We start from the raw sequence: 16,345 nt of genomic DNA, 5'->3' as shown, positions 1-16,345 counted from the left end.
CGCTTTAGGTAAATACATCGGTGACAACAACCTCACTATGGCCGTGAAAGATGTTAACGGCCAGAAGATTTATGACCTCAAATTGAAGAATGAAGTTGTTATCGGTCAACCGGGCAAGGACGGTAAAGATGGCACACCGGGTAGCATCGGCTTAGTCGGTCCGCAAGGCCCTGCCGGTGAAGACGGTCAGCCGGGCAAGAACGCTTATGGTGAAATCTCCGTGAAGAACGGCGTCGATGGTGTCGATGGTAAGCATGGTAAAGACGGTATCACACGTATCGTTTATGAAGATGAAAAGGGTGAAGAACATACGGTAGCTACCCTGGAAGACGGCTTGAAATTTGCCGGCGATACGAAGGACGTCACGATTGCTAAGAAGCTGAACGAAACCCTTGAAGTTAAGGGCGGAATCAGCGATGCAAGCCTGCTCTCTGACAACAACATCGGTATTGTAGCTGATAAAGATGCTGGCTTGACCGTTAAGTTAGCGAAGAACATTAACCTGAATGACGGCAGCGTACGTATCGGTGGCACGACTGCTGAAGATGGTACAACTACCGGTGGCATTTACATCGCTAATCAGAACGGCGTTGTAACTACTAAGGCTAATACAACTGAAGACGGCTTATTCATTACCGGCTTGAGCAATACCGATTGGAATCCGGAAGCAAATGGCATTGTTGAAAGCCGTGCCGCTACGGAAAAACAACTGAAAGCAGTGGCAGATTCTTCCGCAAAAGTTGATGCAACTAACTTGTCAAACGATAATGTAAATAGTTGGAAGACCAAATTGGGTATTACCGACACCTTACTCAGTGATGCTGGAGCATGGAAACTCACTGTAAACGGAGCCGGCGAACGGTCCATTAAGAAAGATTCCGTAATTAACTTTGTTAACGGCGAAAAGGTTCAGATTACCCAAAACAATAATGATATTAAAGTTGGTCTTGAGGCGGAATTTGTTGAGCAAGTTACCAATAATACCAAGAATATCACCAATTTGGACAACCGTGTAACGAAGGTTGAAGGTGATGTAAAGACTATCAATCAAAACATTACTAAGATTAACAATGACATTACTAACATCAATACCAAGATTGAAACAATCGAAGGTAAAGCGGGCGTAGCCAATGTAGTAGGCGATGCCGAGACCGGGGTTAAGGTTGAAAAAGTTGACGCTAATGATGCTACGAAGGGTGTAAAAGTCAGCTTGGAAGAAAAGATTACTGTTGGTGGTATTACAATCGACGGTACGACTCCAAGTGAAGGCGAAACGGAAAATCGTACAATTACAGGTTTAACCAATACCACGTGGGATGCAGATCATGTTGTTGACGATCGGGCAGCTACGGAAGGCCAGTTGAAGGACCTCTCCCAGAAAATTAAGGAAGTTGGGGAAATCAAAGACGGCGTCCGGACTTATGCCAGCGACGACAGCGGTGATAACCCGCTTAAGCGGAAAAATTCGGATGCTATGGAACTCCGAGGCGGTGCAGACAGCGATAACCTCTCCGATAACAACATTGGTGTCGTAACCAACAAGCAGAAGACGGGCTTTGACATTAAGCTCTCTAAAGATCTTAAAGGCCTCAATTCGGCTGAAATCGGCAACGTTTCCATCAGCAACAATATTACCGTAGGAACCGGTGATAAGAAGACCGTCATCACGGACAACTCGGTAACGACGGGCAACACGACGATCAACAACGATGGTCTTACGATTAAAAACGAAGATTCGTCGAAGAATATCACCATCCAGAACAACAACGTCAACATGGGCGGTAACGCTATCCACAACGTCGGCGAAGCGACGGAAGCAAATGACGCTATCAACAAAGCTCAGTTAGACCGTACGGTCACTGCCATCGGTGCGGGCATGAATGAAATGAGCGGCCGCATTGGCAGTCTTGATCGCCGCGTCGATAGAGTCGGTGCCGGGGCAGCAGCTTTGGCGGCTCTCCATCCCTTGGAATACAGCCCCGATGCGAAGTGGGAAGTTACGGCCGGCCTTGGCAATTACAGAAGTACCAGTGCCGTGGCCCTCGGTGCCTTCTATCGTCCGAACTACGATACCTTGTTCAGCATCGGCGCATCTTACGGCGGCGGTGAAAACATGGTCAATGCCGGCGTAACCTGGCGAATTGGTGAAGGCGAAACGAAGAATTACCCGTCCAAACAGGTTATGGCGCAGGAAATTGATACCCTGAAATCAGCCTTAGCACAGCAGAATGATAAGATCGAGTCGCAAAGCGAACAACTTGAAGAACAGAATAAGAAGATTGAACAACTGATGCAGGCTATCGAAAAATTAACGAAATAAACTGAAGACAGCGCCATGCTTGAGACTGAGGCCCTTCTCTTTTGAGAGGGCCTTGGTTTTTTTATAAGAATTTATGTAGTTTACTGTAAAATGAAGAGATATTTTAATAAAAAAGTAAAACCACCTTATGAATACACATAAAATACATAAAATATTGACAAATATATTGGTAAAATATAGAATAAAGACGAAAAAAGGTATGTCGTTGACCCTTTATGATTTGGGTACTATGACTACTAAAACGAGTCACAAAGGGGGGATCAATCGAGGTAGTACGGATCTTTTAGGATAGATAGCTTCTAAATTTTTTTCATACATTTCTTTTTATATTTTTTTAATTAAAGGATACAGGAGGAAAAGCATGAATCAGATTTATAAAGGTATTTGGAGTAAAGTTCGTCATTGCTGTATGGTCGTGTCTGAATTAGGAAGAACCGATGGTAAGGCTGTATCGTCATCCTCTCGGATGAGTAAAAAAATGGCTGTCTCCCTTGCCGTAATGGCTCTTTGTGCCGGGATGATGCCCGGTGTCATGGCTGCCGATACGGATACAATTTGGAAATTTGGTGTAAGTGTAGGCCCTGATGTAAAAACCGAACATGAAGGCACGGCAACGGGTTCTACTACAGAAATTGAACCCGGTGATACGGTTGTTCTACAGGCTGGACGAGGTATTAAATTAACTAAAAGTTCAACTGGAAAGGCGGTACAGATTGGGCTTAAGTTTATCGACATGCAGCCGGGTGGATGGCCCTATAACGATGCTAATGCCACCGGCTCAGCGTCGCTGGCTATCGGTCAGAATAGTGTGGTAGATAAACAACAGGGGGTGGCCGTGGGTTGGAAATCTCATTCCGGGGAGTTTGGATTTGCTGGCGGCAGCGAATCTGATGCCGGTTTGAGTTCCGTTGCTATTGGCTATAATGCTAAAGCTGCTTTGGAAGGCTCCGTGGCTATCGGTACCGGCGTACGAATCGATCCAAGTAAATCAGACAGCGGCTATAAGAAGGTCGATAGTACCTATTCGGTTGCCATCGGTGACAAAGCCTATGTTGGTGCTGACTCTACCGGCTCTAATGTAATCGGTAATTTAGCAGAAGTCACTACATCGGAATATGCTGTTGTGCTAGGGACTTCTGCAAAAGTCACTAATAAAGAAAATGGTATTGCGATTGGCTATAAAGCGAGTGTAACAAAAGATAGTGGAGTAGGTGGCGTCGCTATAGGTTCTTACTCTGTAGCAAAACAACGAGCCGGTCTTGCCGGATATGATCCGGAAGGGAAGGATAGAAGCTCGGATGCATCCGGTTCTTGGAAGTCAGGCCTTGGGGCTGTCTCTGTCGGTGACAAGGGCAAGACCCGTCAGATTACACAGGTAGCGGCCGGCACGTACAACATGGATGCCGTTAACGTAGCACAGCTCAGAGCGTTAAATACGAAATTGACTGCCGACATAAAAGCAGTATCGCTGGTAGCGGGGAACAACAATATTACTATAAATAAAGATGGAGATACGAATAAAATTAGCCTCGCAGATACGATTACTTTAGGCAGTGACACGAATGCAAATAATCAAGTGAAAGTTGACGGCGCAAAGGGCCAGGTTGTAATTGGTACTGCGGATGCTGGTATCGTAATGGGGAATCAGGAGTTTATCCTTAAGAATGCCGATGGAACTGACAAGCTTGATGAAAACGGTGATGTCGTTAAAAAAAGTGGTAAATACATTACAGGTCTTAGCAATACGTCGTGGGATGCAGATAATATCGTTGCCGATCGTGCTGCTACGGAAGGGCAATTAAAAGATATTATTGGCACGGAAATCGGTAAGATCAATGACAGCATTAAAAATACGAAACAGACCTTTGTCGGTGACAGTGGAACTAAGGTTGAAATCGGGACAACCGATACGTTGAGTCTTACCGGTGGTGCTGATACCAATTCCTTGACGGATAAAAATATTGGTATCGTTAATAATGGCAAAGGCTTTAAAGTCCAATTGTCTTCGAAACTTAACGGACTCGACAGTGTATCTACTAAGACCTTAAAGGCCAGCGACAGCATTACCGTTGGCTCTGGTGATGCGACTACGGTCATCAGCGGGAATACGGTTACGACCGGTTCTGTTACAACGGGTGATACGACAATTAGTAGTGACGGCCTGACGATTACCGACGGTCCGTCCGTCACGAAGGACGGTATCGACGCCGGTGGTAAAGCTATTCACAACATCGGCGAAGCTACGGAAGCTACGGATGCCATCAACAAGGGAACTTTTGACACCACGATTAACAATATCGGGTTGGGTATGAATCAACTGGGAAATCAGATTAACAAACTCGACAACCGCGTCGATCGTGTCGGTGCCGGTGCAGCAGCTTTGGCAGCCTTACATCCCTTAGATTTTGATCCGACGTCACGCTGGGAATTTTCGGCGGGCATTGGCAACTATCGCGGGGCGAACGCCGTTGCTGTCGGTGCCTTCTATCGCCCGAACTATAACACCATGGTAAGTATCGGGTCGTCTTACGGCGGCGGTGAAAATATGGTAAATGCCGGCGTAACTTGGAGATTTGGGGAAGGCGGAACGGGAAAATACCCGTCGAAAGGCGCTATGGCTCAGGAAATTGACAACTTGCGGTCGGTTGTAGACGAACAGAACAGCAAACTGGCGTCACAGAACGACAAGATCGAGGCTCAGAACAGCAAGATTGAAGCTCAGAGTCAGCAGCTCGAAGAACAGAATAAGAAGATTGAACAATTGATGCAGGCTATTGCCGAGTTGAAGAGATAAGGCAGTCGTATCAATTCTGACAATAAGTAACGATAGCTGGGGTTCCTCTTATCGGAGAGGGGCCTCAGTTTTTTTATTTCTGAAAATGTTATATATTACTAAAAAATATATTGAAACTGAAATAAACAGAGAATTGCTGATTTAATATAGACATAATATGTGTAATTTGTTGACAAGTATATAGATACTATATAAAATAAACAACAAATAAACGTTATTAAAATTTTATAATTTTGGTAAAGTGGGGCTTATTAGGCCGAGAATTAAGGAGGCTTGGTAATCGATATAGACAGCACGGAGCTGTTTGGGGGAAATAACTTCTAAATTTTATCATTTCTTTTATATTTTTTTCAATTAAGGAATATGGGAGGAATCGGCATGAATCGAATTTATAAAGTTATTTGGAGCAAAGTGCGGCATTGCTATGTCGTCGTATCTGAATTAGCAAAAAAAGACGGTAAGTCTGTATCGACTAGCGGGAGAGTCAGTAAAAAAATGGCAACATCTCTTGCCGTGATGGCCCTTTGTGCCGGCATGACGTCGGGTGTTATGGCGGTAAATACGGCAACGGGAACAGGCTCAGGGATTGCCTATGGTACAGGCTCAAAGGCTCCTAATGCGGGAAGTGTTGCAGTTGGTTATAACGCCAATGCAGCAGGTGACTATAGCCTGGCTCTGGGCATGCAAGCCAATTCATCGGGCTATTTATCGATAGCACAAGGGTATGCGGCTCAAGCTAGTGGTTTACAATCGGTAGCCATTGGTTTACAAACTCAAGCTACTAACGAAGCTTCAACCGCTATCGGTCGCTCTGTACAGGCTACAGGGCTTGCGTCCATTGGTATTGGTTTAAGTGGCGTTGCGGCCGGTAACGACTCAATTGTTATGGGGCGCGAAGCAACGGCAACTACTACGGCTGTCAATGGTATTGCTCTTGGCATCGGCTCTTATATTGGGGCTGAAGTAACTCCGGGTGGTCAGCCTTCGGAAGGTGTGCCGGATAATTCTTTAGCGGTTACTGATGATGATACCTCTTCAGGAAAACCTGATCAGGATCACATGAACTCCATAGCTCTTGGTAATACGGCAAAAGCCTTTGGCTATCAGAATACGAGTTTGGGGGCAGGATCCGAAACTTACGATACAAACTCTTTAGCGGTTGGTGTGGCAGCCCATGCCAGAGGTAATTATGCCAGTGCCATTGGCAAGCAAGCCAGTGCCTATGGTTTAGAATCTACGGCACTTGGCCACTGGGCGCGTGCTTATGGTGATAATGCGATTGCGATTGGTACGAATTCAATAACCTTTTCATTGGATGGCACCGATTCTGTAAATAATGCGATTGCCATCGGTCAAAAAGCACGTGTTGCTTCGAATAATTCTATCGCATTAGGTCAGAATTCGTTGGCATATATTCCGAACGGTGTAACAACTAAAGCGTATTTAACTGATGAAGCTTTTTCGGCAGATAATGGGATAGTATCAGTTGGGAATACGGAGTATAAAATTGGCGAGGATGCAGTAGCTGAAAATCGCCGCCGCATTACGAACGTAGCCGGCGGGGCTGAGTCTTATGATGCGGTCAATGTGGCACAATTGAAAGCTGTAAATGATAAAGTTGATGCCAACAAGATTAGCTTCTTCAGTGTAAATCCTGAAGGTTTTGTAGTAACTAGCAATGAAGATAATAAAGGTGCGACAGGTTATCATGCAATGGCAATTGGCATAGATGCTTCGGCTACGGGCTTGCAAGATATTGCTATCGGTAAAGGTGCTGTAGCTAGTGAAGGTAGCGGTATTTCTATAGGTCTTAATAGTAAAGCAACAGGTGGAATGGCTACTGCTATCGGCGAAGGAACGGCAGCAACAAAGCCAAGTACGGTAGCACTAGGCACGGCAGCAGAAGCAACGCAGACTTTGGCTGTTGCTATAGGCGGAGCTGCTAAATCACAACACTATAATACTGTGGCAATTGGGGCCTATGCGAATGCAATGAATATAAGTAGTATAGCTATCGGTAATCTGGCCTCAACGTCAGACATGGCTGATAACGGTGTGAGTATTGGGCGAGAGACAAGGAATACAGTCCCTAATGGCATTGCTTTAGGCAGCTATTCTGTTGCTGATCGTAGAGAGAATATTCTTAGTTATGACCCTCTTACAGAAAGTAATTTTAACTTTACACCTGAAATGCAGACCGCGTTAGATGCATGGAATGCTGCAGCTGCTGTATATTATCAGAATCCAACTCCGGAAAACGCTCAAGCGGCTAAGGATGCCGGTATGAAATATCGAGCGATGGTTGCACCGTGGATGGCCGGAATGGGGTCACTCTCGCTCGGTAATGGTGAAGAAGGTCTTACCCGCCAGATTACTAATGTGGCAGCTGGTACTATTGATACGGATGCCGTCAACGTAGCTCAGCTCAAATCTGCAAAAGTTGAAGTGCTTGCCGGTACCAATATCAGCAGTATAGATAAGGACACAAGCTCCGGATATACTCAGTACAAGGTTAACGCGAAAGATACGATAACTGATAGCGCTGCATTGAGTGGAGATACAATTACCTTTACCCGTAATGATGGAACTACTTATACGGTAAATGGTGTGGCTTCAACGAGTGCGTTATCTAGTAATAAAACTCAATATTTTTCTGTAAAATCTATTCAACCAATAAATAAAGATAATACAGGTGCAACCGGATCAGAATCTGTCGCTATTGGTCCGGGAACGACTGTTTCAGGCGCTTATGGAGTGGCATTAGGGGCTAATACGAGTGTAACCAATACTGAATCCATTGCTATGGGATATGTGGCGAAAGGGACTGGCATGTATGCAACTGCGGTGGGGAGTAGAGCGGAAGCGACGGCTGATAGAGCCTTAGCGCTCGGCATCCAGGCGCAGGCAACCGGATCGGGATCAGTTGCTGTCGGTAATACAGCAAAAGCTAAAGATGCGACATCTGTAGCTATTGGTACTCAAACTGAAGCTGGAAATGGTGCAGTTGTTGTAGGTCACTTAAGTGCTGCTGGTTCTGCGGGTATTGCTCTAGGTGGTAATACCCAGGCATCGGGGTATGCGAGTATTGCATTAGGTGATTCTGCTGAAGCTGCGGGTACACAATCTATTGCTTTGGGGTATCAGGCAAATGGAAAAGGTACCAATTCGGTTGTTCTTGGCAACCAGGCTAAAGGTACGGCTATGAGTTCGGTTGGCATTGGCTTTTTAGCAAATGCTTCGGGTGATCAATCAACTTCATTGGGCGGAGCCACTCGTGCCAGTGGGGCCTATTCTACTGCCTTGGGGTATTCAGCGAGAGCGACAGCTAAGTCATCATCGGCAATAGGCAGTTACTCGGTCGCTAATATTACGACTGGTGTCGCTCTTGGTCTCTTGTCTGAAACAAGTGGCGGTAAAGGCACCATTGGGTATGATCCAACGGGGGCGATTACATCACGTGATACTGTATTAGGCAATAATAAGTCTGCATATGACCAATTGCAAACAGACATTGCCACTGAGAAAAATAATATCAACGATATAAATAGTCGTATTAGTGCCCTTCAAACGGAACGAAGTTCTGCCACTGATGAAAGAAAGGCAGAAATTGATGCTCAATTAAAGACAGAACGAGCTGCACTTACTTCTGCTCAAAATAATGTAGATACTATGACTGCGAATGCTAATAAGTTACTATTTACGTGGGAATCTACTTTGGCAGGTGTGTCGGTGGGGAGTAGTATATCAGGCTTATCTCGTCAAATAAATAACGTAGCTGCTGGTACTTTAGATACAGATGCAGTTAACGTTGCGCAGCTAAAAGCGGTAAATTCTAAAGTAGATGCCAATAAAATTCAATTCTTTAGTGTGAATCCTGAAGGCTCTATTGTAACGAGTAATGCAGATAATGAAGGTGCCAGTGGTTCTCATGCGATTGCTATCGGTGTAGATACTTCGGCTAGCGGTAGTGAAGATGTGGCTCTTGGTAAAGGCGCTGTAGCTAGTGGTGGAACTGGTATCTCTATTGGTGCCAGAAGTAAATCATCCGGTGGATTAGCTACTGCTGTAGGTGAACGTGCAGAAGCTACCCGTTCTGCTTCAGTAGCACTTGGATCGTCAGCTAAAGCAACGCAGAATTATGCTATAGCTATTGGTGGCGCTGCAAAGGCAACAGATTATCAAACGGTTGCAATGGGGGCTTATGCTAATGCTTTGGTGGAAGATAGTGTCGCTATTGGTTACTTTGCGACAGCATCAGATAATGCCTACGATGGGGTTGCTATTGGGCGCAGTTCCAATGTTTCGGCGGAAAATGGGCTTGCTCTTGGGCGAAATGCTAATGCTACCATGGCAAACGGAATCGCGTTAGGTTCTTATTCTATTACGGATCGAGATGGAAATTATCTTGGTTATGATCCGACTGTCGGTGGAGATTTTGTCTTTACATCAGAAATGCAAGCGGCATTAGAAGCAGCAAATGCAGCGATTTATGAACGCAATCAAAATCCAACGCCGGAAAATGATCAAATTGCCTTAGAGGCTATTAAAAAATATAAGTTGCTGGTGGCACCATGGGTATCCGGCGCAAGTGCAGTATCTATCGGTAATAAGGAAGAGGGACTGACTCGTCAGATTACCAATGTGGCAGCCGGAGGCTCTGATACGGATGCCGTCAACGTAGCTCAGCTCAAATCTGCAAAAGTTGAAGTGCTTGCGGGAGCCAATATTAGCAGTATAGATAAAGATACCAGTGCCGGGTATACTCAGTATAAGATTAACGCGAAAGATACGATAACGGATAGTGCTGCATTAAGTGGCGATACCATTACGTTTACACGCAATGACGGAACGACCTATAAAGTAAGCGGCTTAGCTTCGACCAGTGCACTTGAAACGAATAAGACCAAATACTTCTCAGTTAAATCGACTGACGCAGGCAATAGAAATAATGATGGTGCAACAGGAGAGAATGCCTTGGCCGTTGGTGTACGTGCAAAAGCTACTAATACAGCAGATACTGCTATTGGTTATAATGCCAGTGCTTCCGGCTCTTGGGGGATTGCAGCCGGTGCTGGCAGTAAATCTACAGGTGCACTTGGTATTGCTATGGGCTATGGTGCTAATGCTGCGGCAAATCAGGCTATCGCCATCGGTTATGCTGCTACTGTAACAAAGGCTGACTCTTTAGCCATTGGTCGTGAAACACAGGCGAATGAAGCAAATGCGATGGCTATCGGGCTTACCGCAAAAGCGAATGCTAATCAAAGTATGGCTTTGGGTTATGGAGCACTTACGGAAAGTACGGCTAATAATGGGATTGCTATGGGCGTTGATGCTTATGTCGGAGCGATACGATCAACAGATCCTGTGCAAGGTATACCGGGAAATAGTACGAGCATCGTAGATGATGATACCGTTGTTGCTCCTGAAAAGGCACAAATGAACTCTGTTGCTATCGGTAATTCGGCGAAAGCCTTTGGTTATCAGACGACAGCTTTGGGTGCTGGTGCAGAGGCCCACGATACGAATAGCTTGGCAGTTGGAATAATGGCTATCGGCAAAGGCAATTATGCAACTGCATTAGGCAAACAGGCATATGCTAACGGTAACGAAGCAACGGCTCTTGGGCATTGGGCTCGTGCGTATGGCGATAATGCAATTGCTATTGGCTCCTATGCAATTACCAACACTTTGGATGGTACAGGCACTGTAAGTAATGGCGTCGCGATCGGTCAGAAAGCACGCGCTGCATCCGACAACTCCGTTGCATTAGGCCAAAATTCATTGGCATACGTTCCGGATAATGTGAAGACAGAAGCATACTTAACCAATGAAGCTTTTGCGGCATCCAATGGTGTCGTTTCCGTCGGTAATGCTGAGTACACCATCGGTGATACGACCGTAGCTTCAAATCGCCGCCGTATTACCAATGTAGCCGGTGGTGCCGATGATCATGATGCGGTCAACGTAGCACAGCTGAAAGCCTTGTCTAATAAATTGACTCAGGACGCTGCTGACAGTAAATTATCTTCCGGCAAAAATATTACGATTAATACGACGACCGATGGTAACGGGGTTAAGACCAATACTATTGACTTGAACGATAAGATTACCTTGAACAACGCCGCTGCTCCGGGGCAACAGGTAATCGTTGACGGTACGACTTCGAACATTGCGGCCGGTACGGGAGATAATCAAGTCGTTGTTGATGGTTCTGCAGGCCAAGTTACGATTGGTGCAGAAGGCAGTCAACTGGTTATCGGCAAGCAAGCCGATACGGCCAAGGACAAGGACGGCAATGTAATCAATCCGGATAAGACCGGCAACTATATTACCGGCCTCGACAATACGACTTGGAATCCTGCTGAAAACGGGATTGTTGAAAATCGTGCGGCTACAGAAGGTCAGCTACGCGATGCTGTAAATAGCATCAGCACGGAAATCGGAGACATTAATACAGATATTGAAGCCATTCAAAATGCCAAACGTGATTTTATCAGTGACACCGGAGAAAAAATCGAAGTCGGCAATGCTGAAACGTTGAGCATTAAAGGTGGTGCCGCTGCGAATTCATTAACGGAAGGGAATATCGGTGTCGTAAACGATGGCACGAAAGGCTTTAAAGTTAAATTATCGTCCAAACTTTCCGGACTCGACAGTGTATCAGCGAAGACAGTAGCGGCCAGCGACAGCATTACCGTTGGCTCCGGTGACACGACGACCGTCATCAGCGGAGATGCGGTCACGACGGGCAATACGACGGTAAACACCAAAGGCTTGACTGTTACCGGTAGTGACGATAGCACGACTATCACCGTCCAGTCCGATAATGTCAGCATGGGTGGAAATAAGATTCAGAATGTTGCCGCCGGTAAAGATATTACTGATGCGGTAAACGTAGGCCAATTGAATGAAGCTGTTACGACTATCGGATCCGGCATGAATCAACTCGGCAATCAGATTAACAAGCTCGACAACCGCGTCGATCGTGTCGGTGCCGGAGCGGCGGCCTTGGCAGCTCTCCACCCCTTAGAATACGATCCTAATACTCGTTGGGAAGTTTCAGCCGGTGTCGGTAATTACCGCGGTGCCAATGCCGTAGCCGTCGGTGCCTTCTATCGTCCGAACTACGATACCATGGTCAGCATTGGCTCGTCCTACGGCGGCGGTGAAAACATGGTCAATGCCGGGGTCACCTGGAGAATCGGTGAAGGCGGATCGGGGAACTACCAATCGAAGGGCGCCATGGCTCAGGAAATCAATGATTTACGGTCAGTTGTAGACGAACAGAACAGTAAACTGGCGTCGCAAAGCAGCCAGATTGAATCTCAGAGTGAACAGTTATCTGCTCAAAGTAACGAGATTAAGGCTCAACGTCAACAATTGGAAGAACAGAATAAGAAGATTGAACAACTGATGCAGGCTATTGAAGATTTGAAAAAATAAAATATAGACAACGTGCTGCGTAAGACTGAGGTCCTTCTCTTTGGAGAGGGGCCTCAGTTTTTCGATTTTCGTAAAATTTTATATATCTTGCTGACGAAGACCATGTGAGAATAAATCACCAATCCGTTTAAATCGCTCTCTGTAGCGGTAAAATGGGGTAATGATAGACTGAATATACTGGCGCTGAAGGAAGCGCATCTAGTAAAATGACAGCTTAAAATCTACTGTAAATCAATATAGTAATGATATTGATACATAAAATATAGAGATTAAAGAGTTGTTTTGGACTTAAATAAACCTTTCAGGTGGAGATTGAAAAACGGTGATAAGAAACGTATTCCTCTGGAATTTGCATATTTTAGCGATTTATTAATCGTGCTTGAGTAAATAAATTAATTTGAAACGCATGTTTATTATCAATTAAATATATGATATTTGTCTATAATGAATTATATAAAACAGTTAGTTGACAATTTTAACCCATATCTATAAAATAAAAATCAGAGAAGACTAGCACTAACGATATGTTTTAATATGAGAATATTTATTACATGATGGGGGTGCGAAAAGGGGCGGTTAAAAATGAATAAAGTGTATAAAGTTATTTGGAATAAGGTAAAACACTGTTATGTTGTCGTATCGGAGATTGCCAAGCGTAATGGTAAATCGGTGACGATGAAATCCCAGTCGGGTAAGACCATCGCTGCGGCTTTGACGGTCTTTGCACTGTGTCTTGGTATGACGGGGGTTGTAAGTGCGGCTAAGAATACGGAAGGTACAGGGATGGGTGTTGCTATTGGGGCGGGTTCGGTAGCAACGGATGATGCCGCTGTTGCAGTTGGTATAAATTCCAAAGCCGAGTATAGTTCTTCCGTTGCTATTGGAAATGAGGCAACCGCGGAAGAAGGTTTTTCGATTGCTATTGGAAAGAAGTCAACTGCCAGTAAAAATGGTGCCATTGCTATGGGGAATGAATCAAAAGCAACTGATAGCGCGGCTGTTGCTATCGGTGGGGGTTCAGAGGCTGACCTTAGTGGGACGGCTATTGGTTATGGTACACTGGCATCCGGCTATTCTACTGCTATTGGTCTTCAGTCAAAAACAACCGGGTTTGGTGATATAGCCCTGGGGTATATTGCTAAAAGTTCTGGTATGGGTTCGACTGCTATCGGCGGAGAGGCGGCTGCTAATGCTGACCACGCAATAGCGGTTGGTTCTTATGCAAAGGCCAAGGGTTTATCCTCGACTGCGGTTGGCAATGCCGCAAATGCTACGGTTGAAGGCGCGATGGCTTTGGGGGTTTCCGCGCAAGGTACGGGTAAATACTCGACTGCCATCGGCAAGGAGGCAACCGCTACGCAAGAAGGCGCGATGGCTTTTGGGGTTTCTGCGCAAGGTACGGGTAAATACTCGACTGCTATCGGCGGAGAGGCGGCTGCTAATGCTGACCATGCAATAGCGGTTGGTTCTTCTGCAAAGGCCAAGGGGTTATCTTCGACTGCGATTGGCGAGGCCGCGAATGCTACGCAAGAAGGCGCGATAGCTTTTGGCGGTTCTGCAAATGGTGCCGGCACATACTCTATTGCGATAGGAAATACGGCCGCAGCAACAGCTAGCGGGGCTATCGCATTTGGTCGATTGGCTAAGGGGATGGGTGTATTTTCGACTGCTATCGGTACCAGTGCCCAGGCGAGTGGTCAATCTTCAGTGGCAATAGGGCCTCAGTCAATTGCTTCTGAGTCGTCGGCACTGGCCTTTGGTATAAAGGCGAATGCAAGTGGTCAATCTGCAATGGCGATAGGACCTAGGTCACAGGCGTCGGCTAAGTCGGCCGTGGCGTTGGGAAATAAGTCTATCGCCAACATTGGAGGTGGTGTCGCTATCGGCAGCGATTCTAAGACCAATGTCGATGCCGGCATAACTGGGTATGATCCAAGTGGAGCGTATGCAACAGATTCTGATGAGTTGCTCAAGAAAGGAACCCCTTGGAGATCTACGCTTGCTGCGGTTTCCGTCGGTAATAGTGAAAAAGGGTATACCCGTCAGATTACCAACGTAGCTGCCGGTACCTTGGACACCGATGCCGTCAACGTAGCACAGCTCAAGGCTTTAAACGAGAAAGTAGATAACAGTGTCTTATCTTCTGGTAAAAATATTACCGTTCATACAACGACGGATGCCAATGGAGTTAAGAAGAATACCATTGACTTAAATGACAACATTACTTTTGGCAGTGATGCGGCGCCCGATAAAGAGGTAAAAGTCGATGGTACGAAAGGCCAGGTCGTCATCGGTGATGCTGCTAAGGGAAGCGGCCTTGTCATCGGAAATCAGGAGGTAACGACAACTTCCGGCAAGAAAGAAACTGGTAAATTTATGACCGGCCTCAGTAATACGACTTGGGATAAGGACAATATTGTTGCAGATCGTGCGGCTACGGAAGGGCAATTGAAAGAAGTAACCAATTCCCTCAAAAACATCAGCGATACTATTGGAGGTGGGACTCGCGATTTTGGTGGGGATGATAGAAACGTCAGTGTTAAACTTGGCGAAACTATGAACCTTAAAGGCGGGGCCGATGTTACGAACTTATCCGACGGCAATATCGGCGTCGTGACCAATTCTAATAAAGACGGCTTTGATATCAAGTTGTCGAAAGACATCAAAGGTCTCAACAACATCGAAGTAAATCATAAGATTACGATCGGTACTGGCGATAATCAGACGATCATCGAAGGCAATACGGTCAATACCGGCTCAATCACGACGGGCAACACGACGATGAACAATAACGGACTTACGGTTAAAAATGAAGATCCGTCGAAGAACATTACCATTCAGAACAACAATGTCAACATGGGCGGAAATGTCATTACGAATATTGGCGAAGGCACGAACCCGACGGATGCTATTAACAAAAATCAATTTGACCGCGAAATCAGCCAAATCAATAATGGTATGGGTCAGGTAAATAATCGCATCAGCAACCTCGATAACCGCGTCGATCGTGTCGGTGCCGGTGCAGCTGCTTTGGCAGCCTTGCATCCGCTGGATTTTGATCCGACGTCCCGTTGGGAAGTTTCGGCCGGGGTCGGTAATTATCGTGGCGCAAACGCCGTAGCTGTCGGTGCCTTCTATCGCCCGAACTACGATACCATGATCAGCCTCGGCTCGTCTTATGGCGGCGGTGAAAATATGGTCAATGCCGGTGTAACCTTCCGCATCGGCGAAGGCACGACTAAGGTATATTCATTGCAGGATGCATTGGCACGGGAAGTTGACAGTTTGAGATCCCTTGTCGATGAACAGAATCGTAAACTGGAATCGCAGAGCAAACAACTTACGGCACAGAATAATAAAATCGAGTCGCAGAGTGAACAACTGGCGGCTCAGAACAATAAGCTTGAAGCACAAAACAGTAAGATTGAAGCCCAGAGCCGGCAATTGGAATCCCAGGGCAAGCAGTTGCAAGAACAGAGCCGGCAGATTGCACAATTGATGAAGGATGTTGCTGAATTAAAAAAATAGAATCACTGAATATCGTGTGACATTGACGCGGTAACAAAAGGGTCCTCTTTTCAGAGGGCCTTTTTGTGTGGCAAATTTTAGCGTTGAATAGAGACCTTTGTAAAGAAAAGTTAAATTATAAAAAATATGAAATAGTCAATATCGATTTGTAATAGAAAATTAGTATTTGTTTTATTGACAAAATTTAAAGCAATCTATAAAATATGACCATAAAAGTCTAGTTTGATAATGACTTGTTTTAACTGGAGTATGCTTGT

General features: G+C 45.7%; 4 protein-coding genes. All 4 read left to right on the top strand.

Annotated features, from left to right (window positions below; all coding sequences use genetic code 11):
• On the top strand, window positions 1-2,320 hold a 2,320-nt coding region (locus tag UCI88_RS00460), incomplete at its 5' end, for a YadA-like family protein (protein ID WP_330023865.1).
• 361 nt (window positions 2,321-2,681) lie between these two features.
• Entirely contained in the window at window positions 2,682-5,114 is a 2,433-nt protein-coding gene (locus UCI88_RS00455; protein WP_302357166.1) for an ESPR-type extended signal peptide-containing protein, read from the top strand.
• Window positions 5,115-5,492: 378 nt separating this feature from the next.
• Entirely contained in the window at window positions 5,493-12,560 is a 7,068-nt protein-coding gene (locus UCI88_RS00450; RefSeq protein WP_302357167.1) for an ESPR-type extended signal peptide-containing protein, read from the top strand.
• A 582-nt stretch (window positions 12,561-13,142) separates the two neighbouring features.
• Complete coding sequence (locus tag UCI88_RS00445; RefSeq protein ID WP_330023864.1) at window positions 13,143-16,088, top strand: ESPR-type extended signal peptide-containing protein; 2,946 nt, start codon at window positions 13,143-13,145, stop codon at window positions 16,086-16,088.
• Window positions 16,089-16,345 lie beyond the last annotated feature (257 nt).

Source organism: Megasphaera massiliensis (assembly GCF_036305205.1).
GTDB classification, from domain to species: domain Bacteria; phylum Bacillota; class Negativicutes; order Veillonellales; family Megasphaeraceae; genus Megasphaera; species Megasphaera massiliensis.
This window is presented reverse-complemented; position numbering and strand designations above follow the sequence as displayed.

Excerpts from the sequence above, each read along its gene's own strand:
- UCI88_RS00455 (WP_302357166.1), top strand. The coding sequence starts at position 2,682 with ATGAATCAGATTTATAAAGGTATTTGGAGTAAAGTTCGTCATTGCTGT.
- UCI88_RS00450 (WP_302357167.1), top strand. The coding sequence starts at position 5,493 with ATGAATCGAATTTATAAAGTTATTTGGAGCAAAGTGCGGCATTGCTAT.
- UCI88_RS00445 (WP_330023864.1), top strand. The coding sequence starts at position 13,143 with ATGAATAAAGTGTATAAAGTTATTTGGAATAAGGTAAAACACTGTTAT.